Below are 26873 nucleotides of genomic sequence, written 5' to 3' on the forward strand. Positions count from 1 at the left end.
TGGGCCGTCATTGACCCGGGCGAAGGCCGCCATTAGACTGAAGGCTTGGTGACGCCTCGCGTCGTCCCTCGTTTCGTCGGAGGAAGGCGGATCGGGTGGTTCTCCGCTTCCTCTCCGAGCGCGTGGCGGCCCAAGAGGCGCGCATTTTACTCGCGGTGGCTGTAGCTCAATCGGTTAGAGCACCAGACTGTGGATCTGGGTGTTGGGGGTTCGAGTCCCCTCAGCCACCCTTGGTCAATCCATCCTTTTGCGGCCGGCGTTGCTTGTCGTCGTTGCGATTCCCTTCTGCGGACTCCTTGGGGGAGGGAGTCGTCCGGCCGCTATCACGGTAAACGCTCGTCAGGAGCGGGGATTCCGCCGACCGTTGGGGGGAGCGGCGGATTGTGGTTCGCCCCTTACCCAAGTTCATCAAGTTCACACGGTGGGAACATCTCCGCCGGTCGTTTTTCTTGGACGCCGGCGGCCAAGTGTTACACCACGCGCGGATCCGCGGGGCGAGCCGGCACATGATTCGGCCGAAGATGCGGCTTAGAAGCGATCGGGCAAGAGGTGGCCCATCTTTTCGCGCTTGGTCGCTAGGTACCGGGCGTTGAACTCGTTGACGGGTGCCAGGATCGGCACCTGATCGACGACCTCCAAATCGTACCCGCCGTAGATGAAGGCGTCCGTCTTTTTGGGGTTGTTGGTCAGCAGCCGGACGCGATTCAGTCCCAAGTCCTTGAGAATCTGGATACCGATCCCGTAATCACGGCTGTCGGCCTGATGGCCCAGCGCCAGATTGGCCTCGACGGTATCCATCCCTTGGTCTTGCAGGTGGTAGGCTTTGATTTTTTCCGCCAGGCCGATCCCCCTCCCCTCCTGCGGCAGATAGACGAGGATGCCTCCGCCTTCCCGGGCCATGGCCTCCATCGCCAAATGCAATTGGTCTCCGCAATCGCAACGTAACGAAGCGATCAAATCGCCGGTGAAGCACGAGGAGTGCAGCCGGACCAACGGCACGCCTTGCGACGGCGGCTCTCCCAGCACGATCGCGATTGGTTCCTGGGATTCGTACTTGACGCCGTACACGATGATGCGGCCTTGGCCGTATCGAGTCGGGAGCTGAGCCTCCGCGAGGCGGTACACGAGTTTCTCACGCCGACGGCGGTAGCGAATCAGATCGGCGACGGTGATGATTTCAAGATGATACTTTCGGGCCAGCTCGATCAATTCGGCCGCGGTGGCGCGATCGCCGGACGCGTTGAGGATTTCGCACAGCGTGCCGGCGGGTTTCAAACCGGCCAGGCGGGTCAGATCGACGGCCGCTTCGGTGTGACCTGCCCGACGGAGAACTCCGCCCTCTTTGGCTACCAGCGGATAAACGTGGCCGGGCCGCACCAAATCCCCTGGCTTGCAATCCGGATCCACCAAGGCCTGAATGGTACGCGCCCGTTCCCCGGCCGTGATGCCCGTCTTGGACGTCCGATGGTCGACGGGAACCGTGAACGCCGTCCCCAGCGGGGAGGTGTTGTTGTGGACCATCATGGGCAGGTCAAGCCGCTCTGCGGCCTCCGGCAAGACTGCCGCACAAAGCAGGCCTCGGCCCACGCTGATCATGAAATTGACGATTTCGGGCGTGGTTTTTTCGGCCGCGCAGATGAAATCTCCCTCGTTTTCGCGATTCTCGTCGTCGAGGACAATCACGACCTCGCCGCGTCGAATCGCGTCGATAGCCGCTTCGATTGTGGAGAATTCATCGCCCATACCGGACCTCGGTTTCCGCGCCTGCGTCCCCGGCTTTCCGGCAGAGGACCGTCCCGGCTCTTCATTATTGTAGTCGAAACGACAAGTCGGCGCAAACTGCCCGAATGGGTTGGATTGCAGCCTTGACGCCGGCATTTCGAAGGGCCTATCGTCGCAGAGCGGTTTCCTGTCGTAAACGATTCCGTCTCCTATCTTTACGTTGCAATTCCCCTGCGGTTCTTTAGTTTGCGATGCCCCTGCGGTTCGGCCCGCGTCATTCCGCTTGCCACGCGAGGCGATGCGGAAGGCGTCGGGCACTGTGTCGCGGTTTAGTCGTCGAATCGAGGCCGGCGATGCGATTTCCGGGCGGCAATCCGCCGGGGGCGTCCGCTGGATCGCCGGAGATGGATGAGAATGGCGAAAATATTCCGATTTTATCGATGAAACAGCCGATAGTTTTTTTACGAGAGTCTGGAGATCGCACGGAATCGACATGTTTTACCTTGATCTCCGCGCGCAAGCGGGGGTCGCGCCCAGCGGAAGAGGGACGGCTATGAAGTTTCAGCCCCATCTCTTGGCCATATTCGGTACCCGGCCAATGCTCACGGCCTGCGTCGGCCTGCTATTCGTTTTCCACGCCGGCTGCTGCGCGGTGCCCGGCCGTTACTGCGGAGAAGTCCCCTTCGGCGGCGCCGGGGTGTGCACGACCGGGAGTTGCGGAACCGGCGGTTGCCGCGGGTGCCCGGATGGGGTCGTTGTGGAGCGGCCGGGACTGCTGACCGGGGTGTTTCGGGTCCTCGGTATCGGGCCGTCTTGTGGGGATTGTGGGCCGCGCTACTGGGGAGATTGGGGCGGAGAACCGGCACGGTGTGAGGCTTGCGATGACTACGGTAACTGGACCGGCGGCGGAGTGCTGCACTCCCGGTCCGTCCCCTCCGACTTCCCCGGCGCCGTTGAGGTTGTTCCCGACTCGGCAGCCTGTCCGCATTGCCGGCAGTCGGCATCGCAAGGGGAAGTTCGAATCACTCCCCCGAGTGTGGAATCCGGTCCCAAGGCCATGGCGGCTGCAAGGGGACGCGCGTACGGCGGCGATCTCCAACCTGCCGGGCGGCAGCCGAACGAGGCCCCCAAAGCCCGCCTCGCGGCCTCGCCGCGTCAGTGATCGCCGGAGCCGATTCCGGCCGTCGTTCCGCCGCCAACCAATCGAGCCGTCTCACGTGTTCGGTTTGCCCGGCGACTGTCCATCGGTGGCTGTTCCTCGGCTCAAAGGCCTGATGTTTTGCCGCGCCGGCGGTTGACGCCCGGCATTCTCAGACTTTTGCAGGCAAAAGCTCCGTGGCCGAGTAAGTTCACGGGTTCTTACGGACGGTTGTCCGCCCTTAGTGCTCGGGCGGCATTCCTCTCTCCCAAAGCAGGGCCGCGGTTCCTTGCCGGAATCGGGTGACTTTCGAGCGTTACGGAATTTCACCCCACCGCCGCAGGGAGTTATATTGGGTGGTAAGGGATGCGACGTCTTTCGGCGGGTTCCGGGGTCGTTCCGTCCCGCCGAAGTCGTGCTTAAGGTGAACAGGAGCCGCTCCATGAGTCCGGCCGTCTCCAAAGTCTTCTTGTCATTGGGTGCCGCCCGCACGTTGCGACGGAGCTTGTTGTCGGCGGTCGCGCTGGCGGCGACGATGTGGGGTGCCTCCGGGCAAGCCGCGGAAGAGCCGCCCGCCCTCAATCCGTTCGGACCGGCCGTGCAAACGCGAGAGGACGCGGTGCCGGGATACATCGAACTGTCCAACGGGCAGGTCGTGGCGGGAAAGATCTTCATGACTCGTGACAAACGGGTCAAGGTCTATGATGCGGAGCTGAAACGACAGCGCGAGATTCCCCTGAATCGCATCCAGGAAATCGAATGCACGGTGCTCAAGGAATGGATGGAAAAAGAGTGGCGATTTCGCGAATTGGCCAAGGACGAGAAGGAATACACAGGTAGGAGCTACCCGGCCCGGGAATATTCCCATACCGTGACGCTCAGCGACGGCCGAAAGATTGAAGGCCCTTTGGCGGAGGTCATCTATGTGGAGCCGGATACGGGCGGCGACTCGCGCTCGGCCGGCGGCAATCGCCCCTATACGGAGCCGCTGCGGTTTTTGCTGCACAAGCGGGAAAAAGGCGACGTGGGCGAAGACCTGAAATCGCTGGTGTACGTTCGACGGATCAAACTGGGCGAGGAGGCCTTGGCGGAGGGGAAAAAGATGGCCGCGGCCCGACCCTACGTCCCGTCGCCCAAGAAGTAGCCGAGAACCCGACGGCTGTCGGCACGGATGTCGGCGACTCGTTCACGGACGAGGACGGCCGGGATCGCATCAGCGGTGGTCGTGGGCGGCTTTCGTTCAATCGGAACAGACGATCGCGGTTTTCCATGCGTCGGTTTTCCATGAGTCATCGTGAAGAAGAGGCGACAAGAGACTCGTGGCGGAAATCTCCCTAGCTCGAGGCGCAAGCCCGCTCACCATGCTGCTGGTCCTGCTCGTCTCGGCGGCACTGGTGACGGTTTTCTATTACCTCAAGTTTGGCCAGCTCGGTCCCGGCCGATGGCGGACGCTCCTGGTTCTCCGGCTGATCGCCGTGGTCTTGGTGGTGCTGCTTTTGTTCCGTCCGGTGGTGCACTTCTATCGTGATAAGACCCAACGACCTTCCCTCGTCTTTCTGTTGGATTGCTCGGCGTCGATGAACATCGCCGACGACAACAGCGGGGTGACGCGCTTTGAACAGGCCCGGAGCCGAATCCTGGATTGGAGCGAGAAGCTGCGGAACGATTTCGACCTGCTGATGATACCGTTCGCGGAACGGGCGTTTCCCGTCGCCTCGATCGCGGAGATCGGCAAATATCGGCCGGAAGGTCAGGCGACATCGCTGTCGCGTGCCTTGGTGGCCGCCGTCAAGGCCGCCCCCAAGTCCGAGTTGGATGCGATCTTTCTGTTTTCGGACGGCGTCCATAACGCGGCACGAAGTCCGCGGGAGGTATCTTCCAAGATGGAGACTCGGGTATTCGCGGTGGGGGTCGGCGCGGGCCTTCGCAGCAGCGCATCCTATCGCGATATCCAAGTTACGGCGCTCGATTGTCCCGAACGGTTCCTCGTCAACAATCTGGGCAGGGTCAAGGCCTCCGTGGAAGCCGTCGGCTTGGCCGGCCGCGTAGTCACCGTCACGCTGTACGAGGATGATCAGCCGGTCGCCTCCCAGGAATTGGTGCTCGACGATCAGCCGGGGCCGCAAGACCTGACGTTCGAGTTTCGACCGACCGTCAAGGGACGGCACGTGTACACGGTCCGAATTCCACCCGTCGGCGAGGAAAAGATCAAGGAGAACAACGTTCGCTCCGCCCCCGCCATCGTCGTTCAGCCGGGCATCCGCATTCTCTATTTGGAAGGCACGCTCCGCGCGGAATACGGAGCTTTGGTCGACCGGTTCTTGTCCAAGGACCCGGACCTCGAGTTCTACGCCATGGTGCAAACGCGGCGCAACGTCTTCGTCAAGCGAACCAATATCGAGGGCTTGGAGTTCGCGGGGATACCCTCGGATGCCGAATCACTGGCGCAGTTCGACGTGTTCATCATCGGGGATTTGGATAGCAGCTATCTCACGGCGGCCCAGCAGGAGGCGATCCTGGATCGGGTCCGCGGCGGGGCGGGCCTGATCATGCTGGGCGGCTATCGTGCGTTGGGACCGGGCGGATATGCGGCGACGCCCTTGGCCGCCGTTTTGCCCGTTGATTTGGGAGATCGCGACATCGGCCAAATCACCGATCCGTTTCTCCCGGAACTCACCGCGGAAGGGCGGCAGCACCCGATCTTCGCCAACATCACGGAGTTTTTTCCGACGGCGACGGGCGGCCCGAAGATCGTCGGCTTGCCGGAACTGGACGGCTGCACGAAGGTTCTCGCCGCCCGGCCGGGCGCCTCCGTCTTGGCGATCTGCCCCGTCACCGCCGACCGCATGCCCGTCCTGGCCGTGATGCCCGTCGATCGCGGTCGCAGCGTCGTCTTTCCCGTCGATACCACCCGCAAATGGCAACAGGGGCCGCGGGTTCTGGATCAGCAGTCGCCGTTCCTGCAACTGTGGGGACAACTGGTGCGTTGGGCGGCGGGACGGGAGCAGGATGTCGAGGCCAAGGCGGGCGTCACGGCCAACACCGACAAGGCCTATTACGAGCCCGACGAAGTCGTGCAATTGGCCGCCGTGGTGCGCGATTCACGCGGCGAAGGCACGGACAAGGCCAAGGTGGAGGCCGTGATTCGGGCGAAGTCGGGAGCCGCCGAACGGGTGACGCTGACGAGCCTTCCCGGACCGGGCGGCCACTACGGCGCCTCCTACGAACCCACCCTCAACGGGACGCTGGAAATCGAGGTATCGGCCGAACTGGAGGGGCAAAAACTGGCCGCGGAAAAACTCGTGATCGAAGTGGGCCGGCCGTATTTGGAATTCGAAAGGCTCGACCTCGACGAGCAAACCCTAAGCGGGATCGCGGCGGATACCGGCGGGCGATACCTGCACATCAGCGCCGCCGACAGCCTCATCGAGCAATTGAATCGGGCGGAGCGCAAGAAGCGAATCTACTTGGAGCAACCGCTCTTCTCGCCGCTGTTGTTTTGGTTTTTGTTCGCCGTCGCCGTGACGGTCGAGTGGTTCCTCCGCCGAAGGTTTCAAATGCGATGACCGGAAAGAGCAGCTATCGCTACGTCGAACCCTCGGCCCTGGCGCGGGTCAAGAACCTCCAGGTCGTCGCCCGGGGTGTGGTGGAGGGCTTCATCAGCGGGCGGCACGCCAGCCCCTACAAGGGGTTCAGCGTGGAATTCGCCGAGCATCGCGAGTACACGGCGGGCGACGATCCTCGCCACTTGGACTACAAGATGCTCGCGCGGACCGAGCGGCTGTACATCAAGCAATACGAGGAAGAGACGAATATGCGGGTTCAGGTCCTGCTGGATGCCAGCGGGTCCATGAGCTACCGCCGGGACGGAAAGATCAGCAAGCTGGAGTACGGCTGTTATTTGACCGCCGTTCTCGCCTATCTGATGACGCGGCAACAGGATTCGGTGGGGCTGACGGTCTTCGACGACGCGGTTCGCTTGGATATGCCGCCGCGCAGCTCCCCCAGGCACTTCAACGAGATGATGCGGCAATTGGAGGCCTTGCGACCCGGCAAAGTCACACGGCTTGCAGATGTCCTGCACAAGCTGGCCAATCGCTTCAAGAAGCGTTGCCTGATCGTCCTCATCAGCGACCTTTACGACGAGGTCGATCCGATCATCCGGGCGTTGCACCACTTTCGCCACCGCAAACACGAGGTCATCGTGTTCCATGTGCTGGATCGGGCGGAGGTCGAGTTCCCCTTCGATGATCTGACCGTCTTCGAGGATCTGGAGACCGGCGAGCGTCTGGAGGTGGACCCGCACTACGTCCGCGACGAATACAAACGGTTGCTGGCGCAGTTTCTGTCGCAATTCCGCATGGCCTGCACCGAGAGCGGGATCGACTACGTGATGACCGATACCTCGGTACCCTACGACTTCATGCTCTCCCGATATTTGACGAAGCGTAATCAGTTATGACGTTCGGCTCAGCGGCATTCCTCCTGGCGGCGTTGGCGGCGGTCATCCCGCCGATCCTGCACATGATCAACCGCCGCCGGGCCAAGCAATTACCGTTTAGCACGCTGCGGTTTCTCCGCATCAGCGTGCAAAAGACGCGTCGCCGCCGGCAGCTTCACGACATCCTGTTGATGCTGCTGCGGATGGCGGTGCTGATTTTGATCGCCGTGGGATTGGCACGGCCGACGGTGAGCAAGCTGCGGAACTTTTTCGGCGGGGCGGATGCGGCCGTCGCCGTCATCCTCGATAACTCGGCGAGCATGGCGACCATCGACGAGGGCCGGCCCCGATTCGAGTGGGCGGTGCGCGCCGCCGAGCAGGTCCTGGATGAATTGGGCGACGGCGATCAAGTCGCCTTGTGGACCACCTCGGGAATCCGCTATCCCGAGCTTGGAACCTTCGACCGCGGCCACGATAAAGTGCGGCAGCTCTTGGCGCAAATCAGCCAAGTCGGCGCCACCTACGAGCGCGGCGACGTGGGCATGCTGGTGCACGAGGCCCGGAGGCAGCTTGCCGCGGCCACCGCCGCCAACCGTCAGATTTTCATCATCACGGACAATCAGGCCGCCGCCTGGGAGGGTTGGAAGCAAGCGGATGAAACGTCCGACACCGCCGGTGCGGATTCCGAAACCGCTCGCAAGGAACGCGAGATTCCGGTCATCATCGTCGATTGCCACCGCACGCCCAAACCCAACGTGGCGGTGCGCCGTGTGGAAATCCAAACCGTGATTCCCGTGGCGGGGATTCCCATGAAGGCGGTGACCGAGGTCTTCAATGCTTCTCCCGTGGCCCAACAACGCTTGCTGGAACTGTACTTGGACGGAAGCAAAATCGGCTCCAGTCCGGAGCTGAACATCGCTCCCGAGACGGCCGTCACGGTGGAGATCGTTTTCACGGTCCCCCGCGGCGGTCTGCATCAAGGAGAGGTGCGACTGGCCGGCGAAGACGGCAATCCCCGAGATGATCGACGTTTCTTCACGATCGAGGTGGGAGCCGGCGTCCCCGTGGCCGTCGTATGCGGGGAAAGGCACGAGATCGCGTATTTGAACGATTCCTTCTATTTGGAGCGCGCCCTCCAACCCTTGGACGAAGAGGACTGGGCGATCAAGACGACGGTCCTCTCGGCAGCCGATTTGCCGACGGAACCGGCGTCGAATTACCGCGTCATCTACCTGGTCAATGTGCCGGCCCTTGATGCCGCGGTTGCGGAAAAGCTGGCCGATTACGTCGAGCACGGCGGTCACCTGGTTTGGATCGCCGGGCCTGCGGTGGACGTGGAGGCCTACAACGCGATGAACGCGGCGACGGGCGGGCGTTTGCTGCCTGCCCCGTTGTCGGGAATCGTCGCTCCCGATCCTTCCCAGGAACGGGATAGCTGGTACGTGGCGTCGCTGGACAAGCAACATCCCGCCGTGATGCACCTGGTGGAGCCGCCGTCGTTGTACCGCTCCGTACTGGCCTACAAGTATGTCCGAGCGGATACGGCGGACGCTCCCGACGTCGCGGTCATCGGCCGGTTCGACGGCGACGGTGATCCTTGGCTGCTGGAGCGGCGCGTGGGCGAAGGGAGCACGCTCTTCCTGGCCACCAACGTTCACGTGGATTGGACCAATCTCCCCTTGCGCCCGATTTTCGTCCCGCTGGTGGCCCGGCTGACGTTCCATTTGGCGGGCGGTGAACCGGCGCGTTATACGGCGGATGCGGGCGGCACCATCGTCCTGCCGTTCGAGGGGAGAATCCCGCCGACCGCCGTCGAAGTCTTGCCGCCGAGCGGGGCGCTCAGCCGCATTCAGGTGAGCGAAAAGACGGGCGGCGCGAAAGAGTTCCGCTACGACGACACACATCAGGTCGGCATTTATCTGTTTCGCCTGTTGGAGTCCGTCCGACCCGGCCAAACGGCCTTTGCCGTGAACTGTTGCGCCGATGAAGCCGATCCCGCGGCGATCGCGCGCGAGGACTTGGAAAAACTGCTGGGAGGAACGCCGGTGATCTTCGCCGAAAACCCCGAAGACCTCAGCGGCACCTTCGCCTTGTTGCGGCAAGGACGCAGCCTCTCGGAGTGGTTTTTGGCCGCCGTGCTGATCGGGCTGATCTTCGAGACGTTCGTCTCCAATTGGTTCAGCCCCAAAGAGGAGACGCCCAAAGTGCTGACGGCCTATCGTCCGATACGACGATTGTCGCCCATCTGAAGCTTGCCGCCGTGCGTGCGTTGACGCGGCCGCAGGTCAGGGGAGCAGTCGCCAGGTCCGGGCGGCCTCGTCCACTTCGATCGCCTGCGCGCCGTAATAAGTGTCGTAGACCTGAAGCATTTGCCCGACGTTGTCGAACCAGCCCACGATGAAAGCGGCGCTGAAGGAATCGCCGGGGGCCGTCTTCCGGCCGCCGATCTCTTCGATCATGCACACGTAGCCCCGCTGGTGGCACCAGGCCTCGGAGACGACGGCCGGATCCAGCGTCATGCCCGCCAACCACGGTCCCGGACGCCCCGACGCATCAACCGGACGGTAGGCGCGGATGAAACGGTCGGGCAGGGGATCGCGGCCGCGGACGTAGTCGTATCGTTCGTCCGGTGGGAAATCTTGACGGAATAGGCCGGAGGGGAAGAACCCGCGATACGAAAGATAGATGAGATCGAAGGTGTCGCCGTCCTGATGCCGGATATGGCCCGGCATGTCGATCCGCAGCGCGAGGGCCGGGCTTTCGTTGACGCAGTCGATGCGGTCCATGGTGAACACATAACGACGATCGACCGGGACGACGATCCACTGGGTCCAGCGCGATCCTGTTTGTCGGCCGGGCGCCGCCGAATGGTAGGTGAAGCTCTGACCGATCGCCACGAAATCCTCGCCCTGAACCACTTTCGGCGAAAGCCGCTTCGCTTGGGTGCAGATTTGCGGCCCTTCCACCAACCGCTTGGCCCGATTACCGTGGTACGGGTTGCCAAAATCGTATCGCAGTTCGGGCGTCAGTTGTTCGCGGTAGGCGGCATCCGATCCCGGCTCCAAGAGATAATCGGCGATGTCCAGACCGAAGCCCAAATCGCGACGGCCGGTGGCTCGGTCCACGAAGGAGCCTCCCGCGATGCCGCTGACATAGCCCTCCTTTTTCACGGTCAACTCCAGGTGCGGCGTAACGACGCGAATCGCCTGATCGTCCTCGGTCACCTGAATCCGGGCGGGTTCGGCGGCTCGACTGTGAGACATGCCGATGCTCCCCAGCGTCGCCGCCCATGCGGCGATTCCGATCCATGCTTGGCGGGCGTACCCCATAACGCGGACCTCCCTTTTTCAGAACGGACTTCGCGTGGCGTACCGGAAAGGCGTTGGGGGTGGAAGAACGCTTCCCCAACAGCACCCATCTTGACAAAACCGCCGCAGCGGTCAAGGATGGCGGCGTTCGCGGTCCGAGCCTTGCGGCGCCCGCCGCACTGTGCCGTTAGGCATACCTACGACTACGCTCGTCCATAGTGTAACGCTTACGGTCTTCATGCAAACACCCGTCGGGAGTCGAGCGTCATGAGAGCACCGTCCCTCAGGCTCTGGGGCATTGGGTTGACTTGCTGGGCATGGCTGACGCTGTGCGTCTGGGCCCAGAGTCGGCAAGTCTCGGCCGATGCACCAACCCCGAGTCGCTCTTCAGAACTCAGTTTGGACGGCGACTGGGAAATCGCCGAGAGCTTGCAGGAAACGCCGCCGCGCGAGTTCACCGCGCGGGTCCCCGTGCCGGGATTGGCGGACATGGCAAGCCCGGCCTTTGCCGAGGTCGGCACCGAAAAGAGCGGGGAGCACCGCCGCTTTTTCTGGTACCGCCGCACCTTCGGCTCGCTCGGTCCCGTGCCTCCCGTCGTGCGTTTGCGGATTCGTAAGGCGATGTTCACTACGGCGGTATTCGTCAACGGGCAAGAAGTCGGCAGCCACGCCGGTTGCTTTACTCCCTACGTCGTGGATATTACGCGTTTTCTCCGTGGCGAGTGGGCGAAAAACGAACTCCTTATCCGCGTCGGCGCCCATCGCGAAAACGTACCCAAGGGGCTTCCCGACGGCTGGGACTTCGAAAAAGTCCGCTATATTCCCGGCATTTACGATTCCGTGGAATTGTTGTCGTCGGGAAACCCTTATGTCGAGAACGTCCAAATCGTGCCGGATGTCACGGCCAAGCAGGTTCGTGCCGTCATCGAGCTGGTCAATAGCGGTCCGGCCGCACAATCCCCTCTCGCCGTCGCCGTGACGGACGCAAGCTCGGGGCGGACGTTGGCCGAAATCGACCTTCCTCCGCAAATGCTGGAGCAGGGTGAAAAGAGGTCCGTCGAAGCGGTCCTCGCCATTCCGGATTGTCGGCTTTGGTCCCCGGAAGACCCGTACCTTTACGGTTTGCGTGTTTCCACCGCCGGCGATACCTACCGTACCCGTTTCGGCATGCGTGAATTCCGCTTCGATCCCCGGACGAAGATGGCATTGCTCAACGGCAAGCCCTATCCGCTGCGGGGAACCAACGTCACCGTTTTGCGCTTTTTCGAGGACGCGGCTCGAGGCGGGCTTCCGTGGCAGAGGGATTGGGTCCGCAATCTACACCGATTGTTTCGCCGGATGCACTGGAACTCCGCCCGATATTGCATCGGTTTCCCGCCGGATTTTTGGTACGACATCGCCGATGAAGAAGGGATTCTGATTCAGGACGAGTTTCCCATCTGGTACCTGGGACAATGGCCTCCGGAACTGAAGGCGGACGCCCTGGTCGAACAATACACCGAGTGGATGCGTCATCGCTGGAATCATCCCAGCGTCGTCATTTGGGATGCCCAAAACGAGTCTACCACGGAAGAAACGGGCGAAGCGATCCGCCGTGTTCGCGGCCTCGATCTATCTCGGCGTCCCTGGGACAACGGTTGGGGCCGGCCGCAGGATCCGCTCGATGTGTTCGAGTGCCATCCCTACCCTTTCTACAGTAAGGATCGCCCCAGCGAGTTTCGCATCCGCCGCTTCGGCGAGCTGCCCGGCAAGCCGAACGTGCCGGGCGGGTTATCCGGCAACCCGCTCCCCAATGAAGGCGACAATCCCATCATCATCAACGAATACGGCTGGCTGTGGTTGACGCGAGACGGCAGTCCGTGCACGCTCTCGCGCAAGAATTACGAGGGCTTTTTGGGCGAGCGCAACACGGCGGAAGAGCGGCGGCGTTTGTATGCCCGTTACTTGGCCATGATGACGGAGTTCTGGCGGAGTCGTCGGCAAACGGCCGGAGTGATGCACTTCTGCGGCCTGGGTTATTCCCGTCCCGACGGCCAAACCAGCGATCACTTCATCGACTTGGAGCGACTGATCTTGGATCCGTACTTCCAACGGTTTGTGGGAGATGCATTCGCCCCGGTCTTAGCGGTGGTCGATTTCTGGGAAGAGACCGCGGCCCCCGCCGCCCCGCTGCGGATCGTGGTGATCAACGACCGTGAGCGTTCCGTCTCCGCAAGTCTGCGACTACAGTGGAGTCGCGACGGCCGCGTGATTCACGAGGAGCGGCGCAACGTTTCCATTCCGGCTTGGGGCACGGAACGGGTGAACTGCACCGTCCCCGATTGCGGGTCGCACGGCACTTACGAAATTAGCGCCGTCTTGGTCGCCGAGGGAGAATCGCCCGCGCGCAGCTATCGCGTGTTCACCGTATCCGACGGCGGGCAATAAGCGGTACCGCCCGCCCGGCAAAGACGTTCCCACGACGTTCCCACAGCGCAAGCCGCGTTCGCGGGTTCTGCGGGCGTCAAGGACTTCCCGCCCCTTGATGGCGTGGAATCTGACCCCGGACCAAATAGATGACGTCCTCCGCGATGTTCGTCGCGTGATCGGCGGCCCGTTCCAGGTTCCGAGAAACGGCAAGATACTGGAGCAGCGGCTGCACGGCCGACGGCTGCGACGCGATCAACTGTTCGATGGTGCGTCGAGAATCTCGCTTTTGTTGATCCACGATTTCATCCCGCCGGCACACGTCCGCCGCCAGCTCCGCATTGGTTTGCACCAGGCTGTCCACGCTGTCGCGGATCATGGCCTTGACGTTCTTCCACATCGCATCCACGTCGATGGGGAGCCGAATCGGTTCGTACTGCGACAAGGTACGCGCCTTGCGAGCGATATTGACGGCCAAGTCGCCGATGCGTTCCAAATCGTTGTTGATCTTGATGAACGCGATGACGAAGCGGAGGTCGAGCGCCACCGGCTGGTACAACGCCAGCAGCTTGAGGGCGGCCTCTTCGATCTCGATCTCCTTGGCATCGATCTCTTGGTCCCGCCGTTCGACCTGATCGGCCAGGTTCGGGTCCCGGTCCAGTACCGCACGGACGGCGTCGGACAATTGCTCTTGAACGGTGCCGCACAATCCCAAGAGGGACGCCTTCAATTGATCGATTTCTCGATGCATGTGGATGGACATGGCGAAATTCCTTGCTCCCATGAGCCGAAAATCGTGGTGATTCTCCATCGGTCCGTAACGGATAGGGGCCGCCCGTCCACCGATCATGTGATCCCGCTTAACGCAACGGCGATCCGCGTCTCGCTCCCGCGGCGTCCTCTTGCCCGACGCCGACTCGAAACGCTAGCGCCATGCGTTATTATAGGACGATCCCGGCGAACTCGATAGATCGCGTGAACCGGTCTTTGGTGAACGGCAAAGCGACCCGGCGTAGCCGATTCGGCGGTAGAGCCGGGCGGAACGGTCTCACGGCTCAGTCGGATCGCCGACGGATTGCCCATGCCGCGGACGTTCCACTATGATGGCGGGCATGAGCGAGCCGGACTCCTTTCTCTGCCCCATTTCTTGCCACCGCTGCGGCGCGGAACTGCGCTTGGGGAGCGGGACCGCCTACCTCATCCGCGTGGAGGCCATGGCCGATCCGACCCCGCCCTCCTTGGATCCCCGCGAGCTCGGCGGTGATTTGAACCGGGCTTTTCGCGAAGTCCTCGAGGAGTTGGAGCACGTCTCAGCCCAGGAGGCCATGGATCAAGTCTATCGGCGGCTGAGCTTCTATCTTTGCGCGACCTGCTATCGCCGGTGGATCGAAAACCCGACCGGCTAGCAATCCGGCTTGGCGGCAGGTATTTCGTCAACGGCCGGCCGCCGCTTCACCCGTCGGGACGATTAGTTCATCGTCCGCGAAGCGTGTGTCCTTGGGATTCGGCACGTGGAAGTAAACCGCCTCGCCCTGGGGATCGGGAAACTCGGTTAAAGTCAGCGTGAAGCGCGGAGCGCTGTGGGGATACCAATCGCCCGGTCCCCATGCCTGGACGCGGCAGGCAAGCCCGCCGGGGCGAACCGCGTCGCTGGGGAACGGGCCTTCCAACGATTCCGGCTGGAGCGTCAGCAACCGCAGGTCCACGTCCTTTAATTCGGGATGGGCCGCACGATTGAGACAGAAGATGATCGGTCCGCGCCTCACGGCCACCCGCCCGAGTTGCGATCGCCGCCCCTTCACGTATTGCAGGCTCATGGGCAAGGTCAGTTCGAACGTCTTGTCGGGCTGCCAGACGCGACGGATTTCCGCCCAATCGCCGCCCGGCCTTTCCAGCGGCTTTTCCAACCAGGGAGCGTGGATTACGGCTTTCTCGCAGAATCTCGGGATGCGGAGTCTCAACGTCATTTCCCGCGGTTGCTCCAACGCGATCGTGAAGCGTACCGTGTCCTTTTGCGGGTATTCCGTCTCTTGCCGCACGGTCACGGTCGCCCCGTCCGACAAGTGGTGCGTAACGACGGACGGTGTGTAGAGATTGACCGCGATGCCGTCCGGGGTGGCATAGCCGACCATGCCCGGCAGCTCGGCCACGATGCGGCGATAGTTGCAAGGGCAGCAATAGGTGTCTCCGGCGTGATACGAGCGCGGACCGTCGAACGGCGTGTAATAGCGGATTCTTCGCCCGTCCGGCGACTGCGCCGCGAACAGGGCGTTGTAGATCGCGCGCTCCATCACGTCGCCGTAAAGACTGTCTCCGGTGCGTCGTAGCACTTCATCCAGAAAACGGATGAGATACGCCGTGGCGCACGTTTCCCCCAGGTTGATCGTTCCGGACTGCGTATCGTGCCAGCATTCGTGGTCGCCGCACTCGCCCGTGATCACCATGCCTTCGCCGTGGAGCAGGAAGTCCAAGGCGGCGCGGCCGGGAACCCACAGCCGCTCATCCTGGAGGGAGTCGCTCAAACGCAATTGGCCGATGGAGCGGCAGAGATAGGCATAGATATGCCCTTCGATCGGGCCGTGCCTGCCGATGACGATGCGCGCATCCCATTCCGGCAGTTTGCGGAATTCCACGACGAAGTCGCGATACTTGAGGTCGCCGGATTGGTCGCTCAAAGCCAAGAAGGCATTTTCCAATCCGGTTACCGCCATGTACACGGTGATACTGCCGCCGCCAGGCGTCCCGTCCGGCTCCGCCCGCCAGCGGTTCATGATGTAATCCGCCAGCCGTTGAGCCGCCGTCAACGAGGCGACGTCTCCAAAGAACCGATGGTCGGAGGTCAGGCCGTAAACCAGGTACGACATCTCATGCACGTCCCACAGGCTCCACATCCTGGCCTCCGGCTTCATGATTCCGATGTAGCCGTCGGTTTCCTGCGTGGCGATGATTTCCGCGATGAGCTTTCGTTTCAACTCGATCAAGCGCGGGTCCTGCGTATGGGCGGCGAAACGGACGACGCTGTCGATCAGTTTTCCCAAACCCACGTAGCCGCCCTCGGCATTCCGCAGCTTAAAAGGCCGGAGAAAATCGTCCTCGGTGTTCAACTTCAAGATGTTTCCCTCGATGGTGACGGCGACGCGGCGACCGATCTCTCCGCCCTCCAGACGCACGTCTTGAGGGTTCGGCTGTCGCCATGCGGAATCGGCCCGGACCGCCGGAAGCCACAGACCGTTCCCATGGGCCAAGAGTAAGGCCGCCAATGCCGAAAACGCGACGTTCTTGTAACGCAGGCAGCGCATGTGCATAGCTCTCTCATCCTAGGGTCCCGAGACGCCGGAGAGCGGCCCTCCATTCCCATCACCGCTCGATCGAGCCGCTTACGACAAACCGTAGAATCGCACGGCGTTTTCACCGAACAGCTTGCGGCGAAACGCGGTCGGCCGGTCCGCCACGATGGTTTGCAACGCCCGAATCCAGTCGCGCAAACTTCCCCCCTTGGTGCAGACGGGCCAATCCCCGGCGAACATCACGCGATCCTCGCCGAAAATCTCGATGCACGCGTTCACGACGGGAGCCAGGTCCTCGGCCGTCCATTCGCCCGGGGTCATGCGCGAGATGATGCCGGAGATTTTGCAGACCACCTGCTGATGTGCGGCCAAGGCCTGCATTCCGGCCCGCCACTTTCGGCAATAGGCCGCGGCCTCGGCTACTCCCTCGAGGGATGCGCGAAACTGATGGGGGTCGGCGTTGCCGCAATGATCGACGATGAATCGCGTGGCCGGGCAGCGCGCGACGATCTCGGCCGACTCCTCCAACCACTCCGGAGGTACGCAGATGTCGAACGACCAACCGCGTTCTCCCAAGAGTGCTAGTCCGCGGGAAAAGGCCGGGGAAAAGAACATGGTGCGGCCTTCCTCCGTGTTCGGCGGGATATGACGGATCCCCTTGACGTAAGGGTTCCCGCGGAAGCGATCCACATATTCGGCGAAGTCCGGAGCGGCGGGTCTTCCGCCGATGACCGCCGCCGCCGTGGGACCGTCGCCTCGGCGGCACAACTCGATCACGTATTCCGCCTCGCGGACAAGGTCTTCCTCCACCACCGCCACTTCCATGTAAACCGCCTGCTTGACGGGCAGACCTTGCACCGCCTCCGAATAGTCGCTCGGCAAAAAGCTGCGATTCAGGGCCGGCACGCCTGCCAGCCAAGCCAACCGCACTTGGGTAAGATCCCAAAGGTGCTGATGCGTATCCACGATGGGGATCTCGTCTTCGGAGGCGGGCTTGGCGTTCGGCGACTCGGCAAGGATTCCCGGACGGTAGCGACCAAAGCAGGCCGCGGCGGTCGCCGCCAAACCGGCTTGCAGAAATCGACGTCGCGTGGCCATGGGCAGGTTCTCGCATCGAAGATCGTAGCTTGCGAACGATTCTCGTCGGTCGCGCGTGCTGATCGCGGCGGCTGCGCGAAGCCCCTCCTCCGGAGCAGCCGGCATTCTATCCGGCATGGCAAACGCACGGCAAGGGTGCGCGCTCGAGACCGCGGGAGGACATCGCGTGCGTCGAACCGTGCGGCCGTCGCCTTGTCGTCGCTCGGCGGCCCCGGCTTGGCACCACGCGCCACCGAATAGGAAAGGCCGCGGGGCAATCGGCGACGCATGTCGATGTCAAGTCCGCTCGATACGGCGAACCACGATTTCCTCTCCCCAGGCCGAAAAAGAAGAGTCGTGCGTCAGCAGGATGATTTGGCGTTGCAAAGCGTTGCGGCTCAGCCCCCGGCGAAAACGTTCCCGCCGCTGATCATCCCACGTAAGGAAAGGATCGTCCAGCAACAGCGGCAATACGGTATCGCCGGCCAAGCGATCGAGGACCGCCGTCCGCACCGCCAGGGCCAGTTGATCCCGGGCGCCTTGGCTCAACCGGTCGATCAACTTCGGGTCCGGTTGCGAATCGACCGCCGAGATTCGTACCGACAAACGAAAGCCCTGATCCAAGGTGAACTCGGCGTAGTCTTGTTCCGTCCAGGAACGCATCAACTCGTTCAAGGAGCGCTGCATGGCCTCGCGGTGTTGCGAAGAGAATTCGTCCTGAGCGTCGCGCAACAGTTCCGATGCGATCCGAATCGCGTCGCGGCGCCGCTCCAGGCGTGCGATCGCGGCCTCCGTTTCGCGAAGCTCCCATTCGCATTGCGCAACGTTCACGACCTTCCCGCCCTCCCGCCGGGCCAGCTCGCGTTCGAGTTCGTTTCGCCGAAGCCGCAATTCTTCGGCGTGCCGCTGCAAGGCGGCCGATCGCTCCGCTGCCTGGGTCGCCGCGTCGTCCAGCTCCGCGCTGCTTGCCCGTGCGAGTTCCTCGGCCAAAGCGGAACTCTCTTTCAATTGATCCAGCCGCAGCAAGGCCGCGTTGCGTTCGCGCTCCGCGTCGCGGAGCCGCTCCGCCAATTCCTCCGGGTCTCGAACATCGTGGGACTGAAGCAGGTTTCGGAAGGCGTCCTCGGCGGCCTGAATCTTGCGCCGCAGGTCAATGGCGCCGTCCAGTACCTCCAGGGCATGCGTTAGCAAGGCGGCATCGGGTTCGACGATCTGCGAGTCCGGGCCATGCTTCTCGGCCAATGTTCGCAACAGGCCGGCGGCCGCCTCGGGTAGACGATCGACGGAAATCGCTTCGCGCAGGCGTGCTTGACGGGCGGATTCCTCACCGAATCGGCGTAGCTTTTCACGATACAACGTCCAGGTCTGAAGGAGCTGCGTCAATTGCGCCGCCTCGCAAGAGCCGGCCCAACCCGCCACGGTATCTTGGATTTCCGTCAGTCGATCCCGCGCGGCTCGGCACGAATCCTGGGCCTCCCGGCGCCGCGCTTCCGCTTCGGCACGGCGGGGATTCTCCCGGGTCGGTCGATACGTCAAGCCGAGGGCGACCGCGGCCGCGGCGGCCAAAATGATGCCCCCCAGGAAGCCCCAAGCCCAACCTCCGACCAAACCGCCCGCAATCAGACCCAGCAAGAATCCCCCCGCGGCGGCCGCCGCGATGAGTCGCTGCCTTTTGGGGCCGTCCGGTACCGGGGCCATGTTCGCAACCGCCCGTTCCGCCTCCATCAGCGCCGCATCGGCCTGATTCGCGGCCTGCTCTCGGCGATGCAGTTCGGCGATCTGCTCCGCCGCGTCCTCCGGCCAGTCTTTGACCGGGGCATAGTCCTTGTCGATGTCCGCGAGCCTTTCCCGGAGCTGATGCTCGGGAATCCTCTCCGCCGCGAGCGAACGAGCTTTTTCGATCGCCTGCTTGGCGGCGAGAAGCAGCGAAAGCTCCGCATGCGCGAGAACGCTCGGTTCACCGGCCAGTCGCTCCCGCAGATCCGCCAACCTCTTGGCCGCTTGTTCGCTTTCGTGATGCGCTGCGGTGAATCGTCTCAGATCACGTTCCGCCGCATCCAATCGGCGTCGCAGTCCGCGCAATTCGTCCACGAGGGCCTTTTGGGCCTCGGCCTTGCGCGTTTCCTCGGCGCAATCCGTGATTCTCTGCTCAAGCTTTTCCAACTCTTCTCGCAGGTTCTGTGCAACCTCCAGCGTCTCCTGCGCATCCTGAATCGTTCTTTGCAGGGATCCCCGCCGGGCCCTCGCCGCTTCCAAGGCGCCGTCATTCCGGGCATCGGCCGTCGCAAGCCCGGCCTGCTTGCTGAAGCGGGAAACCTCGCGGAAGCGTTCCAGCAACCGCGCGCGTGCCTCTTCGGCCGTGGCGCTGCCGCTTCCGGAGATCAGATTCTGGACGATCGCCGCGTCCACCTGCCAATCCGCCGGTTGCGAGAGCACGGCGATATGGCGGAAGCTTTGCGGCGACACCGGGACCCAGCGATCGGCGAGCACCTCGAGCCACGCGGTGTTGTCGGCGGTGCGACCGCGTGCCTTGTGCCGAAGTTGCGGCTTGTCCCGAAGTTCGGGGACCGTCTGCCATGCGCCGTCGCGCAGCTCGGCCAGGGACACGCGATCCGTCTCGAAATGGCGGACGGCGCGGTAGGAGGACTTGCTCAGAAGTCGGCCCGACGGATCGTGCAACTCGCGTTCGAACTCCACGGCGGCGGCGTATTCTTGATCGGCGGCGAACCAATTTTTGGCCGGCGATCCCTCACCCCAAAATACCGCCGGAACGGCCGCCAGCAACGTGCTCTTTCCTTGTTCGTTCGGCCGGCACAGGACCGCGATCGGTGCGTCGGGAATCTCCAGCCGCCAAGCCCCGAGCCACGGGCCGCAGTTGCGGATTTCCACGGCCGCGATGCGGATGCGGATCATCAGCCTCCGCCTCCTTGTTTCCATCCCAGCGCGTGCAGGCCTTCCCAGAGCGCGGCCGAAGCCAAGGATTCGGCAGGCTTCTCGGCCTCGACCCATGCCCGCCATTTGCGGACGAAGCACCCGGTCAACGACTCCTCGCGGGCAAGCTGATCCACATCCGCCTCCGGCACGGCTTCCAGTGCGTCGGCTTGGATGACGGCGGACAGACCCGCGTCGGCGAGTCGGCGTCTCAGTTCATCATGCAGTTCAGAGAAAGACGTGCGACCGTGGAGTCGGACAACCGCCGGGTGTTGCGGCTCCGCCGCGACCCGCCGCATGATCCTTTCCAGCACGGATGAGACGGCTTCCTCCGCCGCGACTTGATCTTCCACGACGTTCCAGTGAGTGGGAATGACCGCCGGCGGGGCCGGCGACGTTTCGACGATCAACGAGGAAACGGCGACCCGCACGGACGCCCACGTCCCCGTGCCGGGATCCGATGCGATCGGCCCCACGACGGGCCCGGGATAGACGGCGTCGCAGGAACCGATGCGCCAACGATGCGGACGATGAATATGCCCCAGCGCGAGATAATCGTAGCCGGCTTCGGCGACTTGGCGGTGGGAAACGCGAAAACAGCGTTCGCCCTCGATGACGCGTTCGCTAAAGTAGTCCGTCACGGTACCGTGGACTGCGGCCAGAAATCGGGCATGGTCGGGAATGGCGTGGCTCGCCCGAAGCTCATGCACAGGTGGAAATCGCAATTCCGTGCCGGGTCGGGCTTTTCCGGCTTCGTAGGCGGCCGAAACAATCACGAGGTAGCCGTCCGGCTCGATCGGACCGTGCCACACGACCTCGGGGCTGGTATTACGGACCAAGACGCCGGGCCAGTCGCCGCGGCGATAGGGGCAGTCGCGGTAACTCAATTCGTCGTGGTTGCCCGGTACGGTGATTACCGGCACGCTCCGCGCCGCCACGGCGATTGCCCGTCTTACCCGCGTCTCCAGCTCTTGTGGCGGGTCGTGCCGATCAAACAAGTCGCCGACGATGATCACCAGGCCGACGGGGCAATCGGGTTGCGCAAGATAGTCGGCCAGGCGATCCAGGATTCCGTCCCGACAATCTCGCAGCTTTTGGGCCGAGGACTCCGGCAAATCAGAATCGGCCGCCGCCCCGAGATGAAGGTCCGCCAGGTGCAAGATTCGGTTTCGCATTGCCCCGATTCTGACCAGCCGAGAACGCACCCTAAAGCGGTTCGCCGCCGCGGACCGTCCGCCTTGCGAGTTCCGCCTTGCCGACGGGCAGTGCTGTCAATCGCTCCGGCCGAACCGCGTCCGGTGAAGAAGAATCCTCGCTGAGCCGCCGGCATCGCCGTCTGAGATCCGGTTCACCCGACGATAAACGCCCGGCCGAAAGCCCGGCGACACTTTTCATTTTCCCGGTCGGGGGATGACCTGGGCACACCGTTTGCAGCGGGTACGTTGCGTGTTGAGCTTGGTGCCGCAGCGCGGACAGACGCGTTTTTTCAGCTTCAGTACGAACTTGGTTCGCGGTCGTGATCGCATCCTTTGTATCCTTCCCTTTTTCGGAGGTCGGCATTTCTGCGCCGGTGCCAAAACTCGGACGGGCATGCCGATCGCTGGTTGTTTGTGTCCTTCGTGCCGGCGACGCGACGGGACTGCCGTCGCGTCGGAGAACCGGCAACAAGAATACCCATTATAGGGGAGCGACTGGCGTTGCGCCAACGGACGCGAGCGAGGGCGTCGGGCCGGTTGCTTGGAAAAGAAGGGGCGGAACGATTATTCCGTAAGGCTAATCTCTTTTCTTGCCTCATTCTCGGGAATTTCGCGCGATCCAATCCCGGTCGGCGTCTCGTATTCTCCTATTCGAGAGACCGACATGCCCCTTTCACCAAGCCGTTCCGTCCCATTCATTCACGTTTAGCGTGTAATTGGGCGAACCTTTTCGGTCATCACAATCGTCATTATTCGCGGAGTCTCTCGTGAAATGGGCATGAAGGGAGGCTTGGGCAAGAAATGCCACCCTTTCGGGCGGTATTGAAACACAGTCCCGATAATACTACCATCAACTGTGTGGAATGACTTTTCCAATTATGGAGGAGGTGCGAAGGATGACGCACGCGCTCTTTTTCGTTCAGGGATGCCCAACCTGTGGTCGAAAGGTCCAGATCCGGATCGAGCACTTGGGCAAAGTCGTGACTTGTCACCATTGCCGAGCCACCTTCATGGCCACGGACGGATTCGCGCGGGAAGACACATTGGAAGATTTCCCGTTCGGGGCCCGCACGCAAAGTCTTGTCCATCGAATGGGGGCGAACCTGTCCTCGCCTTGGCCGTTCGCACCGCCCGACCACCGGTGAGTGGAAGTCGTCCGCCGCTGCACGACGAGTGAGTTCGGAGCGTTCGTCGTCTTCTCGCGGAGGCGGTACAGCCTGCTCTCCATGCGCTCCGTCGAGGGCCGTGATGCGAAGCCCTCGCGGGTCGTCCGCCTCGGCAATCGCTTGCAATAGACTCTTGATGCCCTCCCTACCAGCCCAGTCGGCTTGGGCGGCGTCCGCCCGAAAGTCCTTTACCCCCGCCGTTCGTGCGAGCTTGCTGCGAGCAGTCGCTCCAGATCTTGGAAAAATCGAGGATAGGTCTTCGCGGTACAGCCGGGATCGAGGATTACGACGCCCGGTAGCCTAAGGCCGGCGATCGCGAAGCTCATGGCCATCCGGTGGTCGCGGTAGGTTTCGATGACGGCGGGGCGAAGCGAGCGAGGGCGAATCACCAAACCGTCTTCCGTCTCTTCCACATCGGCCCCAAGCTTCCTCAATTCCACGGCCAGCGCGCGAATCCGATCCGTCTCCTTGTGGCGGATGTGCCCGATCCCGCGGATGGTAGTCGGTCCCTCCGCGAAGAGTGCGGTCACGGCCAAAGTCTGAGCGGTATCGCTGATGGCGTTCATATCCACGTCGATGCCTCGGAGCGGCCCGCCCTGAACGGTAATGGAATCTTCGCCGAAAGCGACCCGGCATCCCATCCGCTCCAGGCAGTCGCAGAAGGCGACGTCTCCTTGCAGACTTCGGCGGGAAAGGCCCTCCACCGTCACGCGGCCGCCGGTGACGGCCGCTGCGGCGAAGAAGTAGCCGGCGGCCGAAGCGTCCGGTTCCACGGCGTATCGCGCGGCCCGATAACGCCCGCCCGCCGGGATCGTGAATGTGCGGTAGTCTTGACACGAGACGGAGACGCCGAAACTCCGCATCACGGCAATCGTCATGTCCACATAAGGTTTGGAGACGAGGTCGCCCGCGACGTGCAGATTCACGCCCTCGCGTGAAAGGGGAGCGGCCATGAGGACGCCGCTGAGGAATTGGCTCGAAATGGTGCCCGCGATCTCGGCGGTGCCGCCGGGCAAACCGCGGGCCTGTACAATGACGGGCGGGCAACCGTTTCCCAATTCCGAGCGGGCGTCGGCGCCCAATTGCCGCAGGGTTGCCAGCAGGTCCTCGATCGGGCGTTCGCGCATCCGCGGCACGCCGTCCAGTCGAAATGTTCCCGACCCCAAACAGCAGACCGCCGTGAGGAAACGAATGCTGGTGCCGCTGTTGGCCAAATCAAGCTCGGCGGAGGTAGCCGGAATCCGCCCTCCGCAACCCGACACTCGCAACACGTCGGAACCGGTCGGCCGATCGACCGCGATCCCCAGGCGGTTCAAGGCCGCAGCCATGACCTGGGTATCCTCGCTATCCAGGGCACCGGTCAACTCGGATTCGCCCTCGGCCAAGGCCGCGCAGATCAGTGCCCGGTTCGTGATGCTTTTGGAGCCCGGCGGGCGGATGGAGCCGTTTAGCGGGCCGCAAGTCGGTACTCGATATGCTTCTGATTGCGACATGTGTTCTCCCAGGGAGATACGCCAAGGTCCGGGAGCGGCGTTTCCGCGCTCCGCCGCGATGTATGTTTTCGCGACTGCGGCGTCATCGGACGGCCTCAGCCTTGCCTCGCCGCCGTCGTGGGGCGGCTCCAAGCGGTGATCCGTCTGTCACTCATTTCGGGCCGAATGCAAACTTCCAGAGGAAGGATCGCGTGCGGACGTAGAGGCCCGATTCATCGACGGCCGGACTGGCGAGGACTTGCGGCTCCAACTCGATTTCTTCGCGTTGCGTCGGTACGCCGTCGTCGTCCAGGGAAACCGCGTAGAGCGTGCCCTCATAGGAAGGTACGTAGAGCGTTCGCCCTACGATGACGGGGGAGGCCCAAAAAGAGCCGCCCAGCCGCATCTGGCTCAGCAGCCTGCCGTCGGCGGCATCCGCACAAACCAAGATATTCGGCGGCTTCACGGCGTACAGCCGGTTGCGGCAGAGCAAGGGGCTGCTGTTCGCGACTCGTACCCGGTCGGAAACCCAACGCGCATCGAGCGCCGGTGTCGCGGCGTCCAGGTCCAGCAGATGAATCCCCGCGGCGGGAAGCGCCGCTTGGGAACCCCAAACGGCGGCGGTGGGCACGGTATCGCACCAATGCGCGTATGCGGCCACCTTGCGACCCGTCTTGGGGTCGATCAATGCGAGGTCGTCCCGCGATTGCACCAGCACCCAAGGGCCGGCGTCGGAACCCGGCGAGGTCGCTTCGCCGACGGGAAAGACCACAGGCGAAGACCACATCGCTTGCTTGGGACGGTCGATCTGCCAGAGCGTTCGGCCGTCTTGCAGGCTCAGCCCCATCACGACGGCGTCGAGAAGACTCTCCGCTTGAACGACGACGACATCGCCCACGATCCGCGGTGAGGAGGCCATGCCGACGTCGTTCCGCAGGAACGGGCGTTCCCATCCCAGGGGGCGAAACCAGCGCGGCCGTCCGTCCAGATCGAAGCAGGCCAAATCGTTCGACGAGTATTGGACGACGACGACGCGGCCGTCGGAGGAGGGCGTGGAGGCGGCAATGCCGCCGAACGCATTGAAAACCGTGGAACCCGTCGCCCAAAAGCGCGTCTCCCAGAGCTTCGCGCCCGATTCGGCATCCAGGCAGGAGAGCCGCAGTTCGTCTTGGTTCGGTTCGATGGCGGAGGTCAGCAGCACGCGTCCCGCCACGATGATCGGTGAAGACGGCCCGGGGCCCGGCAACTCCACCTTCCAAACCGGTTGATCGTGGGATCGGACGGGCGGAATATCCTCGCCCGGTTGCAGGACGGCCGTCTGATCGGTCCCGCGAAAGTGCCGCCAGTCGCCGGCACGCGCCGCGGAAGCGCCGGCGGCGATGAGCGCGGCGACGACGGCCGCGCCGATTCGAGTCCCGCCCCGAAAAGTGCTGAAAGAAAGGTTCATCGCCGAAGCAACCTCGTATTCGCTTGTAACTCAATCGTTATTTGCCGGGGAGGGCGATTCCCGGCCCATCACCCCGCCGCCCAGGGCATCGCAAACGCGGAGGTAGAAGGCCCAGGGCTTGGCCCAATCCTGTGTCTGTTCGTTTTGACAGACTTTGATGAAGATTACGTTTTCGCCTTGCTTCAATCGGCAAGGCACCGTGTATTGGTCGGGTTCGAATCCGGAATGATAGACGTGATAGATTGCCGCCGCCTCGCCGTTGACCCATAGTTTGAAGGCGTTGGGTGTGGAAACGCGGATTTGGGCGTCTTGCGTCGTATCGACGGTTACTCGCGCCGTCGCGTAAGCCAGCACGCCTTTTTCTTCACGGATTGCCGCATTCAGGTCGATCAACCCGACGTCGTCCTCGGAAACGAATTCCCGCCAGGTAACGACGCCGTGTTTGCCGGGAAACGAGGCCGACAAGACGGGCGCACCGGGGCTTTCCTCGGGTGGAAAAGCACGGTCGAAACCGGCGTCCCCCGTGTTATCGAAAGGCCCGACGACATACCACGCCCGGACGTAGCCGTAGTGCTCGATCAGGTCCGGCGACTCGCCCAACGCGCGGAGGCGGTCGGTGATTCTCCGCACTTGATCGCGGTCTCGCGCGGCGTGGAAGAGGGCGTAGAGCGATGCTCGCCATTCCGCCCGATGTGGATCATCGTTCGGGACGGCACGGAGGGCGGCGGCGTCGGGCAAGGCCGCAAGCCGCAGTTCGACGGCTTCTCGGCGTAACGGTCCGGCCGGATCATCCAGCATGTTCTCGGCGATCCGCCGCGCCGCCGACGGGTCGATGCGCCGCAGCCAATCCCAGGCGAGGTATCGGGCCTTGTCACGCTGGGAACGGTCCTTGGCGAACGCCTCCAGTTCGTCGCGCGGCAGCGGTGTACCGACGCGAGCCGCTTCGGCCAGAATGCGATCCGCCGCCGCGAGCATCCAATTTAGCGCGACGGGGTTGGCCTGCTTCGCGTTGGTAAGGATCGGCGACAAAGCGGGTAAGCCCGCCGCAACGACCCGGTCGAAGGCCGCCGCGGCCTGCGACTGTCCGGCGCCCGCCCGATCGGCCGATAATAAGGCCTGAATCTCCGCCTGCCAAGGCTCTTCGACGGCATGGAGCAAGTTCGCCGTCAAGGCCGCCAATACGGCCGACGCGACGCAAATCAGGCGACTGGGTGCGCGTTGAAACGGACTCATCGAATGATTACTCTCCCCTGGAGCCGCGGAAACCATCGCGAAGACGCCC

18 protein-coding genes and 1 tRNA gene are annotated in these 26873 nt (G+C 63.1%); 8 read left to right on the forward strand and 11 right to left on the reverse strand.

The window, feature by feature from the left end; all coding sequences use genetic code 11:
* Positions 1-155: 155 nt before the first annotated feature.
* Positions 156-229 (forward strand) — tRNA-His (locus ACZ5B4_RS16035).
* 299 nt (positions 230-528) lie between these two features.
* On the opposite strand, the gene ribB is transcribed toward ACZ5B4_RS16035, so the two are convergent.
* Entirely contained in the window at positions 529-1743 is a 1215-nt protein-coding gene (gene ribB / locus ACZ5B4_RS16040) for a 3,4-dihydroxy-2-butanone-4-phosphate synthase (protein WP_464912239.1), read from the reverse strand.
* A gap of 532 nt (positions 1744-2275) precedes the next feature.
* Between ribB and ACZ5B4_RS16045 the strand changes: the two genes are divergently transcribed.
* The 5 genes from ACZ5B4_RS16045 to ACZ5B4_RS16065 all read left to right on the forward strand — a co-directional run bounded on the left by ACZ5B4_RS16045 (position 2276) and on the right by ACZ5B4_RS16065 (position 9550).
* The gene (locus ACZ5B4_RS16045; RefSeq protein WP_464912240.1) at positions 2276-2884 is read left to right on the forward strand and encodes a hypothetical protein; all 609 of its coding nucleotides are present in this window, start codon (positions 2276-2278) and stop codon (positions 2882-2884) included.
* 418 nt (positions 2885-3302) lie between these two features.
* Positions 3303-4004 (forward strand): hypothetical protein, encoded by a 702-nt coding sequence (locus tag ACZ5B4_RS16050; protein ID WP_464912241.1) that lies wholly within the window; start codon positions 3303-3305, stop codon positions 4002-4004.
* Between the two features lie 175 nt (positions 4005-4179).
* The gene (locus tag ACZ5B4_RS16055) at positions 4180-6426 is read left to right on the forward strand and encodes a glutamine amidotransferase (protein ID WP_464912242.1); all 2247 of its coding nucleotides are present in this window, start codon (positions 4180-4182) and stop codon (positions 6424-6426) included.
* Positions 6423-7322 (forward strand): DUF58 domain-containing protein, encoded by a 900-nt coding sequence (locus tag ACZ5B4_RS16060; RefSeq protein ID WP_464912243.1) that lies wholly within the window; start codon positions 6423-6425, stop codon positions 7320-7322. Before ACZ5B4_RS16055 ends, ACZ5B4_RS16060 begins: the two co-directional genes overlap by 4 nt.
* Positions 7319-9550 carry a BatA domain-containing protein gene (locus tag ACZ5B4_RS16065; protein WP_464912244.1) on the forward strand — a complete coding sequence of 744 codons (2232 nt, stop codon included), beginning with the start codon at positions 7319-7321 and terminating at the stop codon, positions 9548-9550. The genes ACZ5B4_RS16060 and ACZ5B4_RS16065 overlap by 4 nt, the downstream gene beginning before the upstream one ends.
* Before the next feature lie 36 nt (positions 9551-9586).
* On the opposite strand, the gene ACZ5B4_RS16070 is transcribed toward ACZ5B4_RS16065, so the two are convergent.
* Positions 9587-10630, reverse strand: a complete 1044-nt coding sequence (locus tag ACZ5B4_RS16070; protein ID WP_464912245.1) for a hypothetical protein — start codon at positions 10628-10630, stop codon at positions 9587-9589.
* A 246-nt stretch (positions 10631-10876) separates the two neighbouring features.
* Between ACZ5B4_RS16070 and ACZ5B4_RS16075 the strand changes: the two genes are divergently transcribed.
* Complete coding sequence (locus ACZ5B4_RS16075; protein ID WP_464912246.1) at positions 10877-13036, forward strand: glycoside hydrolase family 2 protein; 2160 nt, start codon at positions 10877-10879, stop codon at positions 13034-13036.
* A gap of 76 nt (positions 13037-13112) precedes the next feature.
* Here ACZ5B4_RS16075 and phoU read toward each other — a convergent pair whose 3' ends face one another.
* A complete protein-coding gene (phoU, locus tag ACZ5B4_RS16080) occupies positions 13113-13778 on the reverse strand; it encodes a phosphate signaling complex protein PhoU (RefSeq protein ID WP_464912247.1) in 666 nt (221 codons plus the stop codon).
* Positions 13779-14115: 337 nt separating this feature from the next.
* On the opposite strand from phoU, the gene ACZ5B4_RS16085 reads away from it, so the two are divergent.
* Complete coding sequence (locus tag ACZ5B4_RS16085; RefSeq protein WP_464912248.1) at positions 14116-14421, forward strand: hypothetical protein; 306 nt, start codon at positions 14116-14118, stop codon at positions 14419-14421.
* Between the two features lie 27 nt (positions 14422-14448).
* Here the strand turns inward: ACZ5B4_RS16085 and ACZ5B4_RS16090 are convergent, their stop codons facing one another.
* From ACZ5B4_RS16090 to ACZ5B4_RS16125, 8 genes are all read right to left on the reverse strand, one after another.
* Positions 14449-16320 (reverse strand): beta-L-arabinofuranosidase domain-containing protein, encoded by a 1872-nt coding sequence (locus ACZ5B4_RS16090; RefSeq protein WP_464912249.1) that lies wholly within the window; start codon positions 16318-16320, stop codon positions 14449-14451.
* A 72-nt stretch (positions 16321-16392) separates the two neighbouring features.
* A complete protein-coding gene (locus tag ACZ5B4_RS16095; RefSeq protein WP_464912250.1) occupies positions 16393-17400 on the reverse strand; it encodes an amidohydrolase family protein in 1008 nt (335 codons plus the stop codon).
* Positions 17401-17676: 276 nt separating this feature from the next.
* The gene (locus ACZ5B4_RS16100; RefSeq protein ID WP_464912251.1) at positions 17677-20292 is read right to left on the reverse strand and encodes a hypothetical protein; all 2616 of its coding nucleotides are present in this window, start codon (positions 20290-20292) and stop codon (positions 17677-17679) included.
* Positions 20292-21485, reverse strand: a complete 1194-nt coding sequence (locus ACZ5B4_RS16105; protein WP_464912252.1) for a metallophosphoesterase family protein — start codon at positions 21483-21485, stop codon at positions 20292-20294. Before ACZ5B4_RS16105 ends, ACZ5B4_RS16100 begins: the two co-directional genes overlap by 1 nt.
* Positions 21486-21701: 216 nt before the next feature.
* Complete coding sequence (locus ACZ5B4_RS16110) at positions 21702-21836, reverse strand: hypothetical protein (RefSeq protein WP_464912253.1); 135 nt, start codon at positions 21834-21836, stop codon at positions 21702-21704.
* A gap of 1024 nt (positions 21837-22860) precedes the next feature.
* On the reverse strand, positions 22861-24165 hold the full coding sequence (gene aroA, locus ACZ5B4_RS16115; protein WP_464912254.1) for a 3-phosphoshikimate 1-carboxyvinyltransferase: 1305 nt from the start codon (positions 24163-24165) through the stop codon (positions 22861-22863).
* 151 nt (positions 24166-24316) lie between these two features.
* Positions 24317-25591, reverse strand: a complete 1275-nt coding sequence (locus ACZ5B4_RS16120) for a PQQ-binding-like beta-propeller repeat protein (RefSeq protein WP_464912255.1) — start codon at positions 25589-25591, stop codon at positions 24317-24319.
* A gap of 30 nt (positions 25592-25621) precedes the next feature.
* Positions 25622-26824 carry a hypothetical protein gene (locus ACZ5B4_RS16125; RefSeq protein ID WP_464912256.1) on the reverse strand — a complete coding sequence of 401 codons (1203 nt, stop codon included), beginning with the start codon at positions 26822-26824 and terminating at the stop codon, positions 25622-25624.
* Between the last annotated feature and the right edge of the window lie 49 nt (positions 26825-26873).

Source organism: Thermogutta hypogea (genome assembly GCF_055386265.1).